The 20,408-nt window shown below is 68.4% G+C and carries 13 protein-coding genes; 6 read left to right on the top strand and 7 right to left on the bottom strand.

Going from position 1 to position 20,408, the window contains the following annotated elements; genetic code table 11:
* Positions 1–108 precede the first annotated feature (108 nt).
* Positions 109–900, bottom strand: a complete 792-nt coding sequence (locus tag HB681_RS10210; protein ID WP_213954704.1) for an ABC transporter ATP-binding protein — start codon at positions 898–900, stop codon at positions 109–111.
* Positions 901–1,252: 352 nt separating this feature from the next.
* On the opposite strand from HB681_RS10210, the gene HB681_RS10205 reads away from it, so the two are divergent.
* The 4 genes from HB681_RS10205 (at position 1,253) to HB681_RS10190 (ending at position 7,664) form a co-directional block, all read left to right on the top strand.
* The gene (locus HB681_RS10205; protein WP_213954703.1) at positions 1,253–2,056 is read left to right on the top strand and encodes an enoyl-CoA hydratase/isomerase family protein; all 804 of its coding nucleotides are present in this window, start codon (positions 1,253–1,255) and stop codon (positions 2,054–2,056) included.
* A 58-nt stretch (positions 2,057–2,114) separates the two neighbouring features.
* Entirely contained in the window at positions 2,115–3,698 is a 1,584-nt protein-coding gene (locus HB681_RS10200) for an AMP-binding protein (RefSeq protein ID WP_213954702.1), read from the top strand.
* A 42-nt stretch (positions 3,699–3,740) separates the two neighbouring features.
* Positions 3,741–4,943, top strand: coding sequence for an acyl-CoA dehydrogenase family protein (locus tag HB681_RS10195; RefSeq protein WP_213954701.1), 1,203 nt, complete (start codon positions 3,741–3,743; stop codon positions 4,941–4,943).
* 90 nt (positions 4,944–5,033) lie between these two features.
* Positions 5,034–7,664, top strand: a complete 2,631-nt coding sequence (locus HB681_RS10190) for an excinuclease ABC subunit UvrA (protein ID WP_213954700.1) — start codon at positions 5,034–5,036, stop codon at positions 7,662–7,664.
* 35 nt (positions 7,665–7,699) lie between these two features.
* Here the strand turns inward: HB681_RS10190 and HB681_RS10185 are convergent, their stop codons facing one another.
* From HB681_RS10185 to HB681_RS10175, 3 genes are all read right to left on the bottom strand, one after another.
* Positions 7,700–8,086 (bottom strand): hypothetical protein, encoded by a 387-nt coding sequence (locus HB681_RS10185; RefSeq protein WP_213954699.1) that lies wholly within the window; start codon positions 8,084–8,086, stop codon positions 7,700–7,702.
* A gap of 64 nt (positions 8,087–8,150) precedes the next feature.
* The gene (locus HB681_RS10180; protein WP_256734911.1) at positions 8,151–9,431 is read right to left on the bottom strand and encodes a sorbosone dehydrogenase family protein; all 1,281 of its coding nucleotides are present in this window, start codon (positions 9,429–9,431) and stop codon (positions 8,151–8,153) included.
* A gap of 198 nt (positions 9,432–9,629) precedes the next feature.
* Positions 9,630–9,935, bottom strand: a complete 306-nt coding sequence (locus HB681_RS10175; protein ID WP_213954697.1) for a DUF3175 domain-containing protein — start codon at positions 9,933–9,935, stop codon at positions 9,630–9,632.
* Between the two features lie 193 nt (positions 9,936–10,128).
* Between HB681_RS10175 and HB681_RS10170 the strand changes: the two genes are divergently transcribed.
* Positions 10,129–11,916, top strand: coding sequence for a thiamine pyrophosphate-requiring protein (locus HB681_RS10170; RefSeq protein WP_213954696.1), 1,788 nt, complete (start codon positions 10,129–10,131; stop codon positions 11,914–11,916).
* 84 nt (positions 11,917–12,000) lie between these two features.
* On the top strand, positions 12,001–16,386 hold the full coding sequence (locus HB681_RS10165) for a DEAD/DEAH box helicase (RefSeq protein ID WP_213954695.1): 4,386 nt from the start codon (positions 12,001–12,003) through the stop codon (positions 16,384–16,386).
* 13 nt (positions 16,387–16,399) lie between these two features.
* Here HB681_RS10165 and HB681_RS10160 read toward each other — a convergent pair whose 3' ends face one another.
* The 3 genes from HB681_RS10160 to HB681_RS10150 are packed head-to-tail and all read right to left on the bottom strand — an operon-like array spanning position 16,400 to position 20,201.
* Positions 16,400–18,715 (bottom strand): xanthine dehydrogenase family protein molybdopterin-binding subunit, encoded by a 2,316-nt coding sequence (locus tag HB681_RS10160; protein WP_213954694.1) that lies wholly within the window; start codon positions 18,713–18,715, stop codon positions 16,400–16,402.
* Positions 18,712–19,698: a xanthine dehydrogenase family protein subunit M gene (locus tag HB681_RS10155; RefSeq protein ID WP_213954693.1), complete on the bottom strand. Its 987-nt coding sequence runs from the start codon at positions 19,696–19,698 to the stop codon at positions 18,712–18,714. The genes HB681_RS10160 and HB681_RS10155 overlap by 4 nt, the downstream gene beginning before the upstream one ends.
* The gene (locus HB681_RS10150) at positions 19,695–20,201 is read right to left on the bottom strand and encodes a 2Fe-2S iron-sulfur cluster-binding protein (RefSeq protein WP_213954692.1); all 507 of its coding nucleotides are present in this window, start codon (positions 20,199–20,201) and stop codon (positions 19,695–19,697) included. The genes HB681_RS10155 and HB681_RS10150 overlap by 4 nt, the downstream gene beginning before the upstream one ends.
* Positions 20,202–20,408: the final 207 nt, after the last annotated feature.

Here is a 20,408-nt window from a genome sequence, read left to right as displayed (position 1 = left end):
GCGCTGCGCGCTGCGGTGCGAGCGCCTTCGGGCGGCCGGGCGGCGCTCATTGGAAACCTCCGCACTGTCGCGCTGCGGTGCGAGCGCCTTCGGGCGGCCGGGCGGCGCTCATGACAACCACCTCTTGCGCCGCTTGTAGTGCTTGATCTCGCGCATGCTGCGCCGCTGGCCGCCAGCCTGCACGCCAAGGTAGAACTCCTTCACGTCGTCGTTGGCCAGCAGCTTCGCGGGCGTGTCGTCGAGCACCACCCTGCCGCGCTCCATGATGTAGCCGTAGTCCGCCAGCGAGAGCGCGAGCTGCGCGTTCTGCTCGACCAGGAGCACCGTCAGTCCGCGCTCGTCGCGAAGCCGCCGGATGATGTCGAAGATCTCCGCGATGATCTGCGGCGCCAGCCCCAGCGAAGGCTCGTCGAGCAGCAGCAGCTTCGGCTGGCTCATGAGCGCCCGGCCGATCGCCACCATCTGCTGCTGCCCGCCAGAGAGATAGCCGGCCACCCGATGCCGGTGCGCCTCGATCGCGGGGAACAATCTGTAGATGTTGGCGAGCGCCTCCGATGTGCCGGCTGCGGGCTGCAGGTAGCCGCCCATGCGCAGGTTCTCCTCCACCGTGAGGGTGTCGAACAGGCGCCGGCCTTCGGGTACCTGCACCAGGCCGCGAGCCACGATCTCGTGCGGGGCGCAGCGCTCCAGGCTGTCGTCGCGGTAGCGGATGGTGCCGCCGGTGATCTCGCCGTCCTCGGGGTACAGCACGCCGCAAATGGCCTTCAGCACGGTCGACTTGCCGGCGCCGTTGCTGCCCAGCAGCGCGATGATCCGGCCCTCGCCCACTTCGAGCGACACATCGCGCACAGCCTCCACCGCATGGTCATAGAAGACCTGCAGGTTGGTGACGTTCAGCATGGCCGTGCGCCGCGGGTCGGCGACTCTCGCAAGTTCAAGTCTTGTCTCCGCGCCGATGCCGGCGTCTGTGTTGTGTGGCCGGATATTGCGACCCGGCTTCGAGCCTGTCAACAGATTTATGACCCTCACTCAAATTCTGGAATCGACCGATCACGGGCATCATTTCCCCTCGTTCATTCGCATGGAGCCTCAAGCCGGAGCGAATGAAGATTGCATATGTCAGGGTATTACCTAGCCCTGCATCCCTTCCAAAACCAGCCGATCGGGTGTCTCATCGCATTCGCATCCCAACACTTTTATTGAGTGACGGTCAATACGAGCAGCATGGCCTGTGCAGGGGCCCTGGAGACATATGGACAAATCGAATTCCGTGGTGCTCGACGCATCGAGCGAAGTCGTCACGCTCACACTCCAGCGCCCCGCTTCGCTGAACGCCCTCGACTTCGACGCGATCACTGCCCTGGCCCGCGCGGTCGCGCAAGTTGCCGCGATGCCGCATGCGCGGGTGCTGGTGTTGCGCGGCGAGGGACGTTCCTTCTGCGGCGGCGGCGACGTGGCCGCCATGCATGCGGAGCGCGCGGACCTGCCGGCCTTCATCGCCAGGATGATCGACAGCTTCCACGGCACGGCCATGGCCCTCAACCGCTTGCCAATCCCGGTGATCGCCAGCGTGCACGGCGCCGTGGCGGGCGGCGGCATATCGCTCGCGCTGGCCTGCGACTTGGTGGTCGCAGCGCGCGGCACGCGCTTCGTGACGGCCTATGCGCAACTGGGCGCGTCGGCCGATGGCGGGCTCAGCTTCAGGCTCACGCAGCAACTGGGCGCGGCGCGCGCCTTCGAACTGCTGACGGTGCGCAGCACGCTGGAGGCCGAGGAGGCACTGCGCCTCGGACTGATCAATCGCGTGGTCGATGCCGACCGGGCCGACGATGAAGCCTTGCGCTGGGCGCACCAGCTGGCAGCCATGGCGCCGCAAGCCGTCGCGGAGATCAAGGGCCTGACCTCGGTGCAGGTCCGCGATGCACTGGAGGTGCACCTTGCGCGAGAGAAGGAGGCATTTCTTCGATGCGCGGCCACACCGGACTTTGCTGCGCGCGTGGCGGCCTTCGCGGAGCGCGGCAACGCGGCCCCGGCACAGAGGAGCGCCGCGCCATGATCGCCCGCCGGTCGCCCGAAGGCGCTCGCACCGCAGCGCGTAGCGCGAAGGTTCCCCGATGAGCACTGCTTCCGCCACGCCCACCTGGTCGACAGACGCGGTGCTCGCGAGCGACATCACGCTCGATGCGATGTTCCGCCGTGCGTTCACCGTGTTCGGCCCGCGCACCGCGATCAGTTGGGACGGGGGCACACGAACCTACGCGGAAACCGGCGAGCGCGCCTGGCGGCTGGCCAGCGCATTGCAGGCCCGTGGCTACCGGCGCGGCGACACCATCGCGGTGCTGTCGGAAACGCGCGCGGAGTACATCGAGTGCTATGCCGCACTCGCAGCGCTCGGCATCACGGTCGCGACGCTGAACACCCGCCTGCACCCTCGCGAACTGGCGACCTGCCTGCACAAGTGCCGGCCGACCGGCCTGCTGGTCTCGGACGCCCTGGCGCCGGTGGCGGAAGGACTGCGCGCGGACCAGGCGCAGATCCGCCACTGGATCGCCTTCGGCAACGTGCCCGGCTTCGATGACTACGAAGCCTTGCTGCGCGCGAGCCCAGCCGATGCACCGCCGCGCGTGGCGCAGGGCTCGGACATCCACAACATCCTCTTCACCAGCGGCACCACCGGCCAGCCCAAGGGCGCCCTCATCAGCCAGCGCGCCGCGGCCACGCGCGGCCTGCGGCTGGCGCAGTGGTTCGGCCTGACCGAGAACGACGGCTTCATCGGCTGGCTGCCCCTGTTCCATTGCGGCGGCGACGAACCGCTGTACGCCACGATCTGGACTGGCGGCACCTACGCGACCTTGCGCAAGGCGGATGCGGCGCAGATGTTCAACCTGGTTGAGCGCGACCGGCTGAGCTGGACCCTGCTGCTGCCCGGCGTCATCACCGATTTCCTGAACCATCCGGCGCGCACGTCGCACGACCTGTCGAGCCTGCGCTTCGCGATCGGCTACGCGAACATGATGCCGCAGGTGATCGCCCGCCTGACCGCGGCCTGCAACATCGACTTCTACGATGCCTTCGGCCAGAGCGAGAGCAGCCTGCTGCTGGCGCACCGGCGTTCCGGTCCCGGCGAGATGCCGTCGCTTCGCAAGCTGCCATCCCCGCTCATGGAAGTGCGCATCGTCGACGACGACATGAACGAGATGCCGGTGGGCCAGCCTGGCGAATGCGTGGTGCGCGGCCCGAGCGTCATGTCGGGCTACCTCGACGACGACGCCGCCAATGCCGAGGTGTTCCGCGGCGGCTGGCTGCACACCGGCGACCTGTTGCGCCGCGAGGCGGACGGCACGCTGGTCTTCGTCGACCGCAAGAAGTACCTCATCAAGACCGGCGGCGAGAACGTCTACCCGGCCGAGGTCGAGGCCGTCATCGGACGGCACCCTGCCGTGCAGGAGGCCTGCGTCTTCGGCGTGCCCGATGCCCACTGGGGCGAGACCATCAAGGCGGTGCTGGTGCTGCAACCGGGCGCGCAAGCCACGCGCGAAGAGATCGTCGCCTGGTGCCGCGAAGGACTCGCGGGCTACAAGCGCCCACGCTACCTGCAGTTCGTGCGCAGCGAGGAACTGCCGCGCAGCACCACCGGCAAGCTGCAACGGCACGAACTCGCGCGGCTGCCGCTCGACGACGGGCAGCGCATCGACTAGCGGTGTGCCATCACGCCCTTGAATTTCCCATCTCCAAACCACATGAACTCCACCGCCTCCACGCAAAGCGCAGCCCAACGCTTCTCCGGCCTCTCCGACGACGAGCAGCAGATCCTCGACCAGGCCGACCATTTCGCCCGGCAGGAGCTCTACCCGCTTTCGCAGCGCATGGACGACGAGGAATGGTGGCCGCCCGAAGCCTTCGCGCGCATCGGCGCCACCGGCTACTTCGGCGTGCCGGTGCCCGAGGCCTACGGCGGCGTCGGCATGGACCTGTTCGCCAGCGGCCTGGTGGTGCAGGCCTTCTCGCGCTGGAACCATGCGCTGGCGCTGAGCTGGGTCGCGCACGAGAACCTCTGCCTCTACAACATCTACCGCAACGCCAACGAAGATCTGCGCAAGACCTACCTGCCCGGCCTGTGCAACGGCACAAAGGTCGGCGCACTCGGCCTCACGGAACCCGGCGCCGGGTCCGACGCGCTCGGCTCCATGCGCACCACCGCCACGCGCGACGGAGACGACTACCTGCTCAACGGCAGCAAGATCTACATCACCAACGGCGCCGTCGCCGACGTGATGCTGGTCTATGCCAAGACGAACAAGGACAAGGGCGCCAAGGGCATCTCGGCTTTCATCGTCGAGAAGGACTACCCCGGCTTCAAGGTCGCGCAGAAGCTGAAGAAGATGGGCTTCCGCGGCAGCCAGACGGCCGAGCTCGTGTTCGACAACTGCCGCGTGCCCGCGCGCAACCTGGTCGGGGAGGAAGACCGCGGCGTGCAGGTGGTGATGAGCGGGCTGGACCTGGAGCGCTCGATGATCTCGCCGATCTGCCTGGGCATCTGCGAGCGCGCGCTGCAACTGTCGATCGACTACGCCCGCACCCGCCAGCAGTTCGGCCAGCCGATCTCCAATTTCCAGATGATTCGCGCCAAGCTGGCGGACATGTACGTGTGGATCGAGTCGATGCGCGTGTTCACCTACCAGGCGCTGCGCGCGGCCAACGAGCTCGAGATTGGCGGCGGCGGCCGCGGCGACATCCACATGATCACCGCCGCGTCCGTGATGTACGCGGCCGAGACCATGAACAAGGTGCTCAACGAAGCCGTGCAGATCCACGGCGGCACCGGCTACATCTGGGAGTCGGAAGTGAACCGGCTCTATCGGGCGATCAAGCTGCTGGAGATCGGCGCCGGCACGACCGAAGTGCGAAAGATCATCATCAGCGACGAGTTGCTCAAGCGCTGAGGGAATTGACGGATCGGGCAGCCGCCGCTGCCCCGCGCACGGCGCAACCGCCTCTTGCGCCGGTCTGCGACTTGCGATCTGCTTGCGCCCATGAGCAGCAATGAGCCCGGGGCAGATGATCGCAACGTGCGCGTCCGGGGCGCGCGCGAGCACAACCTGAAGGATGTCGACGTCGACATACCGCGCGATGCGCTGGTCGTCTTCAGCGGCGTGTCGGGCTCCGGCAAGTCCTCGCTCGCCTTCGGGACGATCTATGCCGAGGCGCAGCGCCGCTACTTCGAATCGGTCGCGCCCTATGCGCGGCGCCTCATCGACCAGGTCGGCGTGCCCGACGTGGACAGCATCGAAGGGCTGCCGCCCGCCGTCGCCCTCCAGCAGCAGCGCGGCACGCCCAGCACACGCTCGTCCGTCGGCAGCGTCACCACGCTGTCGAGCCTGTTGCGCATGCTCTATTCGCGCGCCGGCAGCTACCCGCCGAAGCAGCCCATGCTGTATGCCGAGGACTTCTCCCCCAACACGCCACAGGGCGCCTGCCCGACCTGCCACGGCCTCGGCCGCGTGTTCGAGGTCAACGAGAAGACCATGGTGCCGGACGATTCGCTCACCATCCGCGAGCGCGCCATCGCCTCCTGGCCCCCGGCCTGGCAAGGGCAGAACCTGCGCGACATCCTGGTCAGCCTGGGCTACGACGTCGACACGCCATGGCGCGACCTGCCCAGGAAGCACCGCGACTGGATCCTCTTCACCGAGGAACAGCCGACCGCCCCGGTCTATGCCGGCTTCACGCCCGAGGAGACGCGCGCAGCCCTGCGCCGGAAGATGGAACCCAGCTACCAGGGCACCTTCACGGGCGCAAGGCGCTACGTCCTGCACACCTTCGCGACCACCCAAAGTGCGTTGATGAAGAAGCGTGTCGCGCGCTTCATGATCGGCGCCACCTGTCCGACCTGCGGCGGCAAGCGCCTCAAGCGGGAAGCGCTGGGCGTGACCTTCGCCGGCCATGACATCGGCGAGATCTCGCGCATGCCGCTCAGCCAGTTGGCGGAAGTGCTCAAGCCGGCTGCCGAAGGGCGGCTGGTGGGCGCGCAGGCCGCTTCGACGTTCAGCCGCTCGGCCTCGCGCAAGGACACCGAGCGCCGGATCGCCGCTGGCGGCGCCAGCCACGCGGCCTCGCCCGACGTGCGCCGCACGCCCGAGCTGTCGGAAGAAAAGCGCATCGCAGCCCAGCGCATCGCGCACGACGTGCTGGAACGCGTCACCACGCTCACCGAACTCGGCCTCGGGTACCTCTCGCTCGACCGCAGCACGCCCACGCTGTCGCCGGGCGAACTGCAGCGCCTGCGGCTCGCCACGCAGATCCGCTCCAACCTGTTCGGTGTCGTGTACGTGCTCGACGAACCTTCCGCGGGGCTGCACCCGGCCGACGGCGAGGCGCTGCGCGTGGCGCTCGGCCGCCTCAAGCGCTCGGGCAACTCGATCTTCGTGGTCGAGCATGACCTCGAGGTGATGCGCCATGCGGACTGGATCGTCGACGTCGGCCCGGATGCCGGCGAACTCGGCGGTCGCGTGCTCTACAGCGGCCCGCCCCAAGGCTTGCGCGACCTGGCCGGCTCGCATACCGCGCGCTACCTGTTCGCCGAACCGGCGCCGCGCGCCCGCCCGCCGCGCCAGCCCGTCGGTTGGCTGCAGCTTGCGAACGTGACGCGCAACAACCTGCAGCACCTCGACGCGGCCATCCCGCTGGGCGTGTTCACCACGGTGACCGGCGTCTCGGGCTCGGGCAAATCGAGCCTCGTGAGCCAGGCGCTGATCGAGCTCGTGGCTGCACACCTCGGCCACGAGCCGCCCGAGGCCGAAGACGAATCCGATGACCCGGAAGCCTCCTTGCCGCCGGGCGCCGTGGCCGGACACATCGCCAGCGGCGTCGCGGGCATCCACCGGCTGGTGCGCGTCGACCAGAAGCCGATCGGCCGTACGCCGCGCTCCAACCTTGCCACCTACACCGGCCTCTTCGACGCGGTGCGCAAGCTGTTCGCGGGGACGGCGGCGGCAAGGCGGCTGCGCTATGACGCCGGCCGCTTCTCTTTCAACGTTGCCAAGGGCCGATGCGACACCTGCGAAGGCGAGGGCTTCGTGAGCGTCGAACTGCTCTTCATGCCGAGCGTCTATGCGCCCTGCCCCACCTGCCACGGCGCCCGCTACAACGAGGCGACGCTCAAGGTGCAATGGAACGGCCGCAACATCGCCGAGGTACTGGGCCTGACGGTGAGCGAGGCCGTGGCTTTCTTCGCCGACCAGCCGGCGGTGGGCCGCCCGCTGGCGCTGCTGGAGGCGATCGGCCTCGGCTACCTGCGGCTGGGCCAGCCGGCCACGGAACTCTCGGGCGGCGAAGCCCAGCGCATCAAGCTCGCGACCGAACTTCAGCGCGTGCAGCGCGGCCACACGCTCTATGTGCTCGACGAGCCGACCACCGGCCTGCACGCGGCCGACGTCGACAAGCTGATGGCGCAACTGGATGGGTTGGTCGAGGCCGGCAACACCGTGGTCGTGGTCGAGCACGAACTGCGCGTGATCGCCGCGAGCGACTGGGTCATCGACATGGGGCCGGGTGCCGGCGACGAAGGCGGGCGCATTGTCGCGCAGAGCACGCCCGACGCGATCACGGCGGCGAGCGCAAGCGTGACCGGCAGGTACCTGGCGCGTCTCGGGGCAGGCGCATGAAGCTCGCCGACCCCGGCTCAGGCTCAGGCTCAGGCTCAGGCTTCGTCATCGTCTTCTTCGTCATCGTCTTCGGACGCAGCGAGCTCTTCCACTGACGCTGCCGCCGGATCGTCGATGGACACGGCCGCATCCATCGCGTCCTGCGGCACGGTGCCGATCCGGTCGGGCAGGATGTCCGCGTCGACATCGGGTGCGTCGGCTTCAGCCGAGGCGCGCTCCCCGGTGCCGGCTGCGTCGCTGCTGCTGGCGTGCGAGATGGGGAAGGCGCCCTCGGCGCTCTCATCGGGCAAGGCCGAATGGTTGCGTTCGGTTTGCACGTCGCTGCCGCTGTCGCTGGTGTCGCTGGGGCCGAGGGCGTCGACGTCGGTACCGGCCGGATACGCAGGCGCGTGCTCGCCGCCGAGGATGCTGCTGTTGCTCATGGGGGTCTCCTGTTCTGGTGCGGTATGTCGATGCCGGATCACACGGGACTACGTGCGCGTGCGGTCAGTGCGATGGCCCGACGGCGCGCCAGATGACATTGCCCACGTCATCGGCCACCAGCAGCGCACCCTTGGCGTCGATGGCCACGCCAACCGGCCTTCCGTACGCTTCGCCCTTGTCATTGACGAAGCCCGTCAACACATCGACGGGCTGCCCATCAGGCTTGCCGTCCGCGAACGGAACGAAGACCACCTTGTAGCCGACAGGCGGCTTGCGGTTCCACGATCCATGCTCCCCGATGAACACGCCGTTTGCAAACGGCGCCGGCAAGCTCGTCTTGCCGGCAGCCACGAGCCCGAGTGCGGCCACGTGGGCGCCGAGTGCGTAGTCCGGCGGGATGGCCTTTGCGACCAGGTCGCCCCGCGTGGGCTTGACGCGGTCGTCGACATGCTGGCCGTAGTAGCTGTAGGGCCAGCCATAGAACGCGTCCTTCCTGACCGAGGTGAGGTAGTCCGGCACGAGGTCGTTGCCCAGCTCGTCGCGCTCATTGGCCACAGTCCACAAGTCACTGCTGCCCGGCACCCACGCCATGCCGTTGGGATTGCGCAGGCCGGTCGCAAAAAGATGCTTCTGCCCGGTGGCACGGTCCACCTCCCAGATGGCGGCGCGGCCCTCTTCTGCGGCCATGCCGTTTTCGCCGGCGTTGCTGTTCGATCCGACGGTCGCGTAGAGCTTCGAGCCATCCGGGCTCGCGATGATGTTCTTGGTCCAGTGGTGGTTGATCGTTCCGGCCGGAAGATCGGTCAGCTTCGTGCCCTTGTCGCTGATGCTCGTCTGGCCTGCGGCGTAGGGGAAGCGGAGGATGGCGTCGCTGTCGGCCACGTAGAAGTCCGAACCCACGAGCGCCATGCCGAAGGGCGAGTTCAGGTTGTCGATGAACACCGTTTTTGTCTCGGCCACGCCGTCGCCATCGGTGTCGCGCAACAGCATGATGCGGTTGCCCGTTGGCGCGCCGGCGCCGGCCCGTGCCTGAACCGCCTTCATGATCTTGCCCTTCACACCCTTGCTGTCGTCGGGCTTGGGCGGGGCATTGGTTTCGGCGACGAGCACGTCCCCGTTGGGGAGCACGTAGATCCAGCGTGGATGATTCAAGCCGGCGGCAAAGGGGTTCACGGCAACGCCGGCCGCCGCCGCCGGTTTCCCGGCCGCAGGCCACCCTTTGGCGGGGGCGATTTGCACCGTCGTCACCAGCGGCTTGTCAACGGGCGCAATGGTGGGATGCGGTCCGACGGTTCCGGCAGGGGATGGAACCGGTCCGCTGTTCGCGTCGCCGGGTAAGGCCATGCCCGAATGAGCGATGAACGCGCTCGCCAGGGCGAGGGCGAGTTTCGGAAAGGTCGTCATGGAGACTCCTGACTGATCAAGGTGCTGACGCGGCCATCCTGTCGAGCGCGTATGTGCGAATGCGTAGGCCGAGCCCTGCAACTCGCGCCGGAAGATCGACATTGGCGGGCTCTACGCCTCAGCCTTCCCGATCGCGGGTCATTCCCCGGCAATCGTCGGCTTGCCAAAGGCTTTTCTCAGCGCATTCTTCGCCTTGCCCAAGCGTGCGCGCCGCGTGGCCGAGAGCGACTTGCCCGCCCGGTTGATGTAGAAGTTGAGCATCGACATGGCCGAGCGGAACGGCGCGCTCTTGCGGCGCTTGCTGTGCTCCGCAGAGGACTTGAGCGAGCGCGCAATGGCTTGCGGCGACTTGTCGAAGATCCCGTGCCGGAGGTCCAGCGCATCGCTGGATTCCGTCACGTGCTGCGACCATTTCCTTTGCCTGCGGGCCGATGAGGTAGACATGGGCTATCTCCTTTCGCTCCCGACACACTACGAACGCATCGCGATGTCACTGTAGGACGGCGCGCTCTCGCCTCCACATCCGCGGGCGTGCGCGGATGCGCGTGCGAATCCCGCGACACGCAATCATTCCCTTGTCCCACATCCACGCGCGGCAGTCGTGCCGAGGATGACCCGACACGACAGGAGCCTCGTCATGAGCATGAACGTCAGCGAATATGTGTGGCATCGCCTCAAGCAATGGGGCCTGCATCGCGTCTACGGCTATCCGGGCGATGGCGTGGGCGGTCTCGACGTCGCGCTCGAAAAAGCCAGGGACATGCACTACGTGCAGGTGCGCCACGAGGAAATGGCTGCCTTCATGGCCACCGGTCATGCCAAGTTCACAGGCGAAGTCGGCCTGTGCTATGCCACCTCCGGCCCCGGGGCGATCCATTTGCTGACGGGTCTCTACGACGCGAAGATGGACCACGTGCCGGTCGTCGCGATCGTCGGCCAGCAAGCGCGCAGTTCGATCGGCGCGCACTACCAGCAGGAGGTCGACCTGCAGTCGCTCTTCAAGGACGTGGCGGCCGACTTCGTCGCCACGGCCAGCGTGGCGAGCCAGGTGCGCCACCTTATCGACCGCGCGGTGCGCATCGCCGCGACGCGGCGCACCGTCACCTGCGTGATCCTGCCCAACGACGTGCAGCTGCTCGACTACGAGGAGCCGCCCATGGCGCATGGCTCCACGCACACCGGCGTGGGCTATGCAGGCCCTGCGCAATTGCCCGCCGCCGGCCTGCTGCAAGGCGCTGCCGATGTGCTGAACGCAGGCAAGAAGGTGGCCATCCTCGTTGGCGCAGGCGCGCGCGGCGCAACGGACGAGGTCATCGCCGTGGCGGACCGCTTGCAGGCCGGGGCGGCCAAGGCCTTGCTCGGCAAGGCCGTGCTGCCCGACGATCTGCCATGGGTCACGGGCTCGCTGGGCCTGCTGGGCACCGAGCCGAGTTGGGACCTCATGCAGGGCTGCGACACCTTCCTCATGATCGGCTCGGCCTTTCCCTACAGCGAGTTCCTGCCCAAGCCCGGCGACGCGCGCGGGGTCCAGATCGACCTCGACGGCACGATGCTGAGCCTGCGCTACCCGATGGAAGTCAACATGGTGGGCGACAGCGCCGTCACCTTGCAAGCCCTGCTGCCGCTGCTGGCGCAAAAGACCGAGCACGCGTGGCGCGACAGCATCGAGGCCAAGGTCGCAAAGTGGTGGAACACGCTGGAGGAGCGCGCCATGCAGCCGGCCAGGCCCATCAACCCGCAGCGCGTGTTCTGGGAGCTCTCCAGGCGCCTGCCAGACAACTGCATCTTCACCGGCGACGCCGGCACGGTCGCCAACTGGTATGCGCGCGACATCCGCATGCGCCGCGGCATGATGGGCTCGCTCTCGGGCAGCCTCGCCTCGCTGGGCTCGGCCACGCCCTATGCGGTGGCGGCGAAGATGGCTTTCCCGGATCGCGTGGTCATCGCCTTCATCGGCGACGGCGCCATGCAGATGAACGGACTCAACGTGATGATCACCATTGCCAGGTACTGGAAGCAGTGGTCCGATCCGCGCCTCATCGTGATGGTGCTCAACAACCGCGACCTGTCGCAAGTGACCTGGGAAGAGCGCGTGCAGATGGGCGAAGGCAAGACGGAATCGACGCAGGCGCTGCCGGACTTTCCATATGCGCGCTATGCGGAACTGCTGGGGCTGCGCGGCATCCATGTCGACGATCCGGAGCGCCTGGGCAGCGCATGGGACGAGGCCCTGTCCGCCGACCGCCCGGTGCTGCTCGAATGCGTGACCGACCCCAACGTGCCGCCCCTGCCGCCACACATCACGGCCAAGGATGCGAGGAACTTCATCAAGATGGCCGCGTCGGAGCCAGAACTGGGCGGCGTGGTGGCCAACACCGTGAAGCAGGTGCTGGCGGGCATCCTCGGCAAAGGCAAGGTGAAGTAGCCGTCGAATCAACCTGCTTGCGCTGCGGGCATCCGGCCGCATATATCGTCTCCAGGGCGCTCCGGCCCGCGGCCCGCAGACGACATGCCCACCGAATCCTTTCACCCCGCCGTTTCCCGCTGGTTCCAGCGGACCTTCCCCGCCGCCACCGCGGCGCAGGTGGCGGCGTGGCCGAGCATTCGCGCGCGTCGCGACACACTGGTGGCGGCGCCGACCGGGTCGGGCAAGACGCTCACCGCCTTCCTGGCTGCGCTGGATGAGCTGGTGCGTCAGGGTCTGGAGCCGGACGGCCTGCCGGAAGAGACGGCGGTCGTCTACGTCTCGCCGCTCAAGGCCCTGTCCAACGACATCCGCCTGAACCTCGACGCACCGCTGGCCGGCATCCGGGCGGAATTGGCGCAGCTCGGCATGCCCGATGTCGAAATCCGGACAGCCGTGCGCACCGGCGACACGCCGCCGCGCGAACGCCAGCAGAACCTGCGCAAGCCGCCGCACATCCTGGTGACGACGCCGGAGTCGCTCTACGTGCTGCTGGGGTCCCTCTCCGGGCGCAAGATGCTGTCGACCGTGCGCAGCGTGATCGTCGACGAGATCCACGCGATTGCCGCGAGCAAGCGCGGCAGCCACCTGGCGCTGTCGCTGGAGCGGCTGCAATCGCTCTGCGCATCCGGCTGGGGCGGGCGGCCGGTGCGCATCGGCCTGTCGGCCACGCAAAAGCCCATCGACGAAGTGGCGCGCTTCCTCGTCGGCGCGGGCGCGCTGCGCGCCGATGGCACGGCCGAATGCGACATCGTCGACATCGGCTATGCCAAGGAGCGCGACCTGGCGCTGGAGCTGCCGCCCGCGCCGCTCGAAGCGGTGATGTCGGGCGACCAGTGGACGCAGGTGTATTCGCGCGTCGCCGAACTGGTCCGGCTGCACCGCACCACGCTGGTCTTCGTGAACACGCGGCGCATGGCCGAGCGGGCGACGCGGCACCTGGGCGAAATCCTCGGCAAGGAGGCGATTGCCGCGCACCACGGCAGCCTGTCGAAGGAGACGCGGCTCGCGGCCGAGCAGCGCCTGAAGCGCGGCGAACTCAAGGTGCTGGTCGCGACCGCCTCGCTGGAGCTGGGGCTGGACATCGGCGACGTTGACCTGGTCTGCCAGCTCGGCTCGCCACGCTCGATCGCGACCTTCCTGCAGCGCGCCGGGCGATCCGGCCATGCGGTGGGCGGCGTGCCGAAGGCGCGGCTCTTCCCGCAATCGCGCGACGAACTGGTCGAGTGCGCCGCACTGCTCGACTGCATCCGCCGCGGCGAACTCGACGCACTGCGCATCCTGCCCGCGCCACTCGACGTTCTTGCGCAGCAGATCGTGGCCGAGACCGCCTGCCGCGAATGGCAGGAGGACGATCTCTTCGCGCTCATGCGCCGCGCATGGCCCTATGCGCAGCTCACGCACGCACGTTTCATGGAGGTCGTTCGCATGGTCTCCGAGGGCTTCACCACGCGGCAGGGCCAGCGCGCCGGCTATGTGCACCGCGATGCCGTGAACCACCTGCTGCGCGAGCGCAAGGGTGCGCGCATGACGGCGCTGACTTCCGGCGGAACCATTCCCGAGACCGGCGACTACACCGTGATGCTGGAGCCGCAGGCCGAGAAGATCGGCACGGTCAACGAAGACTTTGCGGTCGAGAGCCTGGCAGGCGACGTGTTCCAGCTCGGCAATACCAGCTACCGCATCCTCAAGATCGAGCCAGGCCGCGTGCGGGTGGAAGACGCGCATGGCGCCGCGCCGAACATTCCGTTCTGGCTGGGCGAGGCGCCGGGGCGCAGCGATGAGCTGTCCTTCGGCGTTTCGCGCTTGCGCGAGGAAGTGGCCCAGTCACTGGCCGATGGCGGGCGCGATGCGGCGATGAATCTGCTCATGCAGTCCATCGGCCTCGACGAGGAGGCAGCGCGCCAGATCGTCGAACACCTCGCGCACGGCGCCGCAGTGCTCGGCACGCTGCCGACGCAACGCACCCTCGTCATGGAGCGCTTCTTCGACGCCTCTGGCGGCATGCAGCTGGTGATCCATTCGCCCTTCGGCAGCCGGCTCAACCGTGCCTGGGGCCTGGCGCTGCGCAAGCGCTTTTGCCGCACCTTCAACTTCGAGTTGCAGGCCGCGGCGACCGAGGACGCGATCGTGCTGTCGCTCTCGACCAGCCACAGTTTTCCGCTGGACGAAGTGGCGCGTTACCTGCACTCCGCCACCGCGCTGGACGTGCTGGTGCAGGCGCTGCTCGACGCGCCCCTCTTCGGCGTGCGCTGGCGCTGGAACGCGACCACCGCGCTCGCATTGCCGCGCTTCACCGGCGGCCGCAAGGTGGCGCCGCAGTTGCAGCGCATGCGCTCCGAAGACCTGCTCGCGGCGGTGTTCCCCGATCAGGTGGCATGCGCCGAGAACCTCGCGGGCGAGCGCGAGATCCCCGAGCATCCCCTGGTCGCGCAGACGCTGGACGATTGCCTGCACGAGGCCATGGATGCCGACGGCTGGCTCGCCCTGCTGCGCCGCATGGAGTCGGGCGAAGTGCGCATGGTGGCGCTCGACCTGCCCGCGCCATCACCCCTGGCCATGGAAGCGCTCAACGCGCGCCCCTACGCCTTCCTCGACGATGCGCCCATCGAGGAACGTCGGACCATGGCCGTGCAGAACCGCCGCTACACCGACCCGGAAAGTGCCGACGACGTGGGGCAGCTCGATGCCGAAGCGATCGCCAGCGTGCGCGAGGAAGCCTGGCCGCAGCCGCGCAGCCCCGATGAGATGCACGAGGCGCTGGGCATGCTGGGCGCGATCAGCGACGACGAGGTGGCGCGCGAGGCCGATTGGAAGCCCTGGCTCGGCGCCCTTGCCAAGGCCGGCCGTGCGACGCGGCTGCTGCTGCATGGCAAGGGCCGCAGCGCACGCGGCGTGTGGGCGGCGGCCGAGCGGCTGCCACTCTGGCGGGCCATCGCGCCCGACGCGCCGATGCAGCCCGCCATCGCCGCCCCGGCCGACGCAGAACAACCGGCAGGCCACGACACCGCGTTGCGCGAACTGCTGCGATCCCGGCTCGGCGGCCTCGGCCCGGTCAGCGTGGCCGCCTTGGCCGATGCGCTGTTCCTGCCGCACGCCGAAGTGCAATCCGTGCTGCTCGCCTTGCAAGCCGAAGGCAGCGTGCTGCAAGGCCGCTTCACACCGGGCATCGACACCGTCGAATGGTGCGAGCGCCATCTGCTGGCGCGCATCCATCGCTACACGCTCAAGCGCCTGCGCCGGGAGATCGAGCCGGTTGAGCCGCGCGACTTCATGCGCTTCCTCTTCGAGTGGCAGCACGTCGGTGCAGCCACGCGCGTGAGCGGGCCGGAGGCGCTCTCGGGCGTGCTGTCGCAGCTCGAAGGCTACGAGGCCCCCGCGGCGGTGTGGGAAGCGGACCTGCTGCCGGCGCGCGTCGCCGACTACTCAAGCGCGTGGCTCGACGACCTGTGCACCGCAGGCCGCGTGTTGTGGACACGGCTACGGCCCCTGCCCGCATCCGCCCTCGAAGCCGCGAAGGGCACCGGCAACAACTCCCTTCGGGCCACGCCGGTCGTGCTGCTGCCACGCCGCAGCGCTTCGCTGTGGACCGGGCTTGCGCCCTCGCCCGCCGATGACGACACGCTGGGCTCGCGCGCCGAACGCGTCGCAACGCACCTGGCGCAGCACGGCGCCTGCTTCTTCGACGAGATCGCGAGCGGCACGCGCCTGTTGCCGGTCGAGATCGAGATGGCGTTGACGGAACTGGTCGCCAAGGGCCGCGTGCGCTGCGACAGCTTCGCAGGCCTGCGCGCGCTGCTCGTGCCCGCATCGAAGCGTGCATCGGCCGACTCGCGGCGGCGCCGGCGCGTGCCGCTCTCCGGCATCGAGGACGCGGGGCGCTGGACGCTGGTGCGGCCGCAAGCCCAGCCGCAAACAGCCGACGACAACCCCACGCAGGCCATCGAACAGGTCGTGCACGTGCTGTTGCGCCGCTATGGCGTGATCTGCTGGCGTCTGCTCGAACGCGAAGCCGCTTGGCTGCCGCCGTGGCGCGACATGGTGCGCGTGTGCCGCCGACTGGAGGCGCGCGGCGAGATTCGCGGCGGGCGCTTCATCGCCGGCGTGCCGGGCGAACAGTTCGCGCTGCCCGAGGCGGTGGCCGCCATGCGCCGGATGCGCCGCACGCCAGGCGACGGTTCGCTGATCGTGCTGGCGGCCAGCGACCCGGCCAACCTGCTCGGCACCATCGTGCAGGGTGCCAGGGTGCCGCGCGTCGCGGGCTCGCGCGTGCTGTATCGCGATGGCGTGCCGATCGCCACCAGCGTGGCCGGCGAGATCGAAGCGCTGGTGGGCCTTGGAGAGGCGGAGGACCGTGTGGCGCGCCGCGCACTCACGCTGGATTCCCCGACGCGACTACTAATTGCGTCGATGGCGGGGACCGGCGCCTGACCCGCGTGTCCGTTCAGCCCATCAACTTGTCCAGCGTGATCGGCAACACACGCACGCGCTTTCCGCAGGCGTTGTAAACCGCATTGGCCACCGCGGCCCCGACCCCGGTGATGCCGATCTCACCGACACCGCGAGCGCCCATCGGCGAACGCGGATCGGCGATGTCGGTCCAGATCACGTCGATCTCTGGCACGTCCATGTGCACGGGCACGTGGTATTCCGCCAGGCTTGGATTCATGACGCGGCCGTTGCGTTCGTCGAACTGCGTCTCCTCCATCAGCGCGAGGCCCAGGCCCATTACGATGCCGCCGCGGAACTGGCTGCCCGCTGTCTTGGCATTGAGGATCCGTCCGCAGTCGAACGAGCCGAGGAAGCGGCTGACATGCGTCTCGCCGGTCACCGCGTTCACCCGCACCTCGCAGAACATCGCGCCGTGCGAATGCATCGACCAGTGCTGTGTTTCCAGCGGCGGCGGCGCGCTTGCTTCCACGACGAGCTCGTTTCGCCCGGCCCGCGCGAGGATGGCGGTGTAGCGCTCGAAGCGCGCAGGGTCGTCCAGCTTGCCGAGGCCGCCGTCGCGGCACGCCACCTCGTCCGGCTTCAGGCCATGCAGTGGCGACTCCTTGCCGGCGAGCTTCAGCAACGCGGCGACGAGTTCCTGTTGCGCTGCCATCACGGCGCTGCCGATCGCGGCTGTCTGCTGCGAGCCACCCGCCAGCACGATCCCGGGAAAGCGGGAGTCCCCGTGGCAGAAGCGAACCTTCTCCATCGGCAGGCCGAGCCGCTCGGCAGCGACCTGGGTCTGGGCCGTGGCGGTGCCCATGCCCATCTCGTGCGCCGCGATCTCGACCTTGGCCTGGCCGTCCCGGCTGAGCGTGATGCGGGCCGCGCCACCGGGCATGCGGTAGTAAGGGTACGTGGCCGTGGCGCAACCCATGCCGACCAGCCACTCGCCCTCGCGTCGCGAGCCAGGCGCGGTGTTGCGCAGGCCCCAACCGAAGCGCTCCGCTCCGGCCCGGTACGCCTCCACGATATGGCGAGACGAAAAGGGTGCGCCGGTGGTCGGATCCTTCTCCGGCTCATTGCGGATGCGAAGTTCGATCGGATCGATCTTCATGAGACAGGCCAGTTCGTCGATGGCGCTCTCGAGTGCGAAGGTGCCGACCGCTTCGCCCGGTGCGCGCATGAAGGTGTTGGCCAGCATGTCGAGGGTGGCCACCTCCACGTCGAGCTTGAAGCTGCCGGCCGCATAGGCCGAGCGGGCCGGAAGGACGAAGGGCTCCGGCAGGTTGTTGTGCGCGGTCATCGCGACCACGCCGGTGTGGATCAATGCATCGAAGCGACCGTCGGCCTGCGCGCCGAGCGCCACGCGTTGCTCGGTGAGCGTGCGGCCGCCGACGACGCGGTAGACGCCCTCGCGGCTCAGCATGACGCGTACCGGTCGGCCGGCCAGCTTCGAGGCCGCCGCCGCAAGCACGTGGTGTCCCCACAGCGTCTTGCTGCCGAAGCCGCCGCCGACGAAGGGCGAGGTCACATGCACCTGCTTCTCGTCCAGCCCGAAGATTTCCGCCATCGACCAGGCCATGTGCGAGACGGCCTGCGAGGCGTCGTGGATGGTGAGTTCATCGTCTTTCCAGGCAAGGGTCGCGCCGTGCAACTCGATCGCGTTGTGGTTGTGCCGCGGTGTGTGATAGACGGCATCCACCCGGTGCGGGGCCGCTGCGAGTGCGGCCTCGGCGTCGCCGATTTCCCGCTTCAGCGGCTCGCCCTGGAAGGTGCCGGGTTTCGTCCCTTTCGCCCTGGCCGCGGCGAACGAAGTCGTCGCCGGCTCGGCTTCATACGTCACGCGGATCAACGATGCCGCGTGATCCGCCCCTTCCTGGGTCTCGCCGAGCACGACGGCGATCGGCTGGCCGTTCCAGTGCACCCTGTCGTCCTGCATCACCGGCAGATCGTCGCCACCGGCGGCCTTGCTCTTCGACATGAAGAGCGGCATCGGCTTCATGCGCGGTGCGTTCTTGTGCGTCATCACCAGCGCCACGCCGGGCGCGGCTTCCGCCGCGGCGGTGTCGAGCATGGCGATGCGCCCCTTGGGCACGGTGCTGTAGACCAGCGCGGCATAGAGCATGCCCTCCATCGGGAACTCGGCCGCGAAGCGCGCCTCGCCCCGCACCTTGAGCGGCCCGTCGACGCGCGAGATCGGCGCACCGATCAGACCTTGCCGGCGCGCGATCAGCGGATCGGGCGTGCCACCGGGCATCCATGCATCGGGAGCGATCTCGATGGCCTTCTTCATGACCGCCTGAAGGGCTTCCTGAACGATGCTCATGCTTTGATCTCCGTCAGTTCGACGAGCACGGCGGCGATGGTGCGCTTCGCCAGCTCGACCTTGAATCCGTTGTCCCGCAAGGGCTGTGCGGCGGCCAGCTCCGCCTCGGCCGCCATCCGGAAACTCTCTGCCGTGGCCGGCTGTCCCCGCAGCGCCTGTTCCGCCTTCCAGGCACGCCACGGCTTGTGCGCGACCCCGCCCAGGGCGATGCGCACGTCCTTGACCGTGTCGCCGTCCAGTTCGAGCGCAGCGGCCACCGAGACCAGCGCAAAGGCGAAGCTGGCCCGGTCGCGGACCTTCCGATAGGTCGAACGAGCACCGAATGCCAGCGCGGGCAATTCGATCGCGGTGATGAGTTCGCCGGGCTCGAGCAGCGTGTCGATTTCGGGATGGTCTTCGGGCAGGCGATGCAGGTCCGTGATCGGCAAGGTGCGTTCGCCCCGGGCGCCCTGGAGGTGGATCACCGCATCGAGCGCCGCGAGCGCCACGCACATGTCGGACGGATGCGTCGCGACGCAACCCGGCGAGGCGCCCAGGATGGCATGGCCGCGGTTGAAGCCGTCAAGCGCATCGCAACCCTGGCCGGGGTTTCGCTTGTTGCAGCGCGAACCCTCGCAGTCGTAGAAGTAGGTGCAGCGCGTGCGCTGCAGGATGTTGCCGCCGACCGTCGCCATGTTCCGGATCTGGGCCGAAGCGCCGGCCGTGATCGCCCGGGCCAGCACCGGGTAGCGGCTTCTCACTGCGGGATGCGAGGCGAGCGCCGTGTTGCGCGTGGCGCCGCCGATCCACAGGCTGCCGTCCGCGCGTTCCTCGATGTCCCTGGACAGCCCGGTCACGTCGACCAGCATGCCCGGGCCCTCGATCGCCTCGCGCATCAGGTCCACGAGATTGGTGCCGCCGCCCAGGTACCTGGCGCCCGGCTGAGTGCACAGCCGCAAGGCATCGCCCGCGTCCTGCGCGCGATGGTAGGTGAAGGGCATCATGACGCGGCCTCCGCACAGGTCTCGGCGATGGCCGCGACGATGCCGTTGTAGGCCCCGCAGCGGCACAGGTTGCCGCTCATGCGTTCGCGCAGCTCGTCGTGGCTGAGTGCGATCGTGGCGGCCGAGAGGTCCGCCGTGACATGACTGGGAACGCCTCGCCGCAACTCGCCGGCCATCCCGACGGCCGAGCAGATCTGCCCGGGCGTGCAGTAGCCGCACTGGAAGCCGTCGTGCTCGATGAAAGCCTTCTGGAGCGGATGCAACTCGCCCTCTTTCGCAAGCCCTTCGATCGTGGTCACGGAGCTGCCTTCGCACTGCACGGCCAATGTCAGGCACGCGAGCACGCGATCGTCATCGACAAGCACCGTGCACGCGCCGCATGCGCCTTGGTTGCAGCCCTTCTTGGCGCCGTAGAGATGGAGATGCTCGCGCAGGAAATCGAGCAGCGAAACCCGCGGATCGCCGGGCAACTCCGCCGGCAAGCCATTGATGGTGATGGTCATGGATACCTCGTGGGGGTATGAGGTGAGCAAAGAGTCGTCCCACCGTTGCGTGACGATGCGATCGACTGCCGGACGCACTTCTTAGCATGACGGGGGGCGGTGCGCCGTCATCCTTTTTCCACAACGCGTGCATGGGAGGGCCCTGGCGGGCGCGCTCGTCCTACGACGAATCCGTATGTGTTCCTTCGTGGCGACTCGCCCGGCGAC

This window comes from Variovorax sp. dw_954 (assembly GCF_018449755.1).
GTDB lineage: Bacteria > Pseudomonadota > Gammaproteobacteria > Burkholderiales > Burkholderiaceae_C > Variovorax.
Note: the sequence above shows the minus strand (reverse complement) of the source record. Positions and strands in the feature narration are given on the sequence as shown.

Bases quoted from the DNA above. Each gene is read 5' to 3' on its own strand.
- HB681_RS10210 (WP_213954704.1), bottom strand. From the start codon at position 900: ATGCTGAACGTCACCAACCTGCAGGTCTTCTATGACCATGCGGTGGAG.
- HB681_RS10205 (WP_213954703.1), top strand. From the start codon at position 1,253: ATGGACAAATCGAATTCCGTGGTGCTCGACGCATCGAGCGAAGTCGTC.
- HB681_RS10200 (WP_213954702.1), top strand. From the start codon at position 2,115: ATGAGCACTGCTTCCGCCACGCCCACCTGGTCGACAGACGCGGTGCTC.
- HB681_RS10195 (WP_213954701.1), top strand. From the start codon at position 3,741: ATGAACTCCACCGCCTCCACGCAAAGCGCAGCCCAACGCTTCTCCGGC.
- HB681_RS10190 (WP_213954700.1), top strand. From the start codon at position 5,034: ATGAGCAGCAATGAGCCCGGGGCAGATGATCGCAACGTGCGCGTCCGG.
- HB681_RS10185 (WP_213954699.1), bottom strand. From the start codon at position 8,086: ATGAGCAACAGCAGCATCCTCGGCGGCGAGCACGCGCCTGCGTATCCG.
- HB681_RS10180 (WP_256734911.1), bottom strand. From the start codon at position 9,431: ATGGCCTTACCCGGCGACGCGAACAGCGGACCGGTTCCATCCCCTGCC.
- HB681_RS10175 (WP_213954697.1), bottom strand. From the start codon at position 9,935: ATGTCTACCTCATCGGCCCGCAGGCAAAGGAAATGGTCGCAGCACGTG.
- HB681_RS10170 (WP_213954696.1), top strand. From the start codon at position 10,129: ATGAGCATGAACGTCAGCGAATATGTGTGGCATCGCCTCAAGCAATGG.
- HB681_RS10165 (WP_213954695.1), top strand. From the start codon at position 12,001: ATGCCCACCGAATCCTTTCACCCCGCCGTTTCCCGCTGGTTCCAGCGG.
- HB681_RS10160 (WP_213954694.1), bottom strand. From the start codon at position 18,715: ATGAGCATCGTTCAGGAAGCCCTTCAGGCGGTCATGAAGAAGGCCATC.
- HB681_RS10155 (WP_213954693.1), bottom strand. From the start codon at position 19,698: ATGATGCCCTTCACCTACCATCGCGCGCAGGACGCGGGCGATGCCTTG.
- HB681_RS10150 (WP_213954692.1), bottom strand. From the start codon at position 20,201: ATGACCATCACCATCAATGGCTTGCCGGCGGAGTTGCCCGGCGATCCG.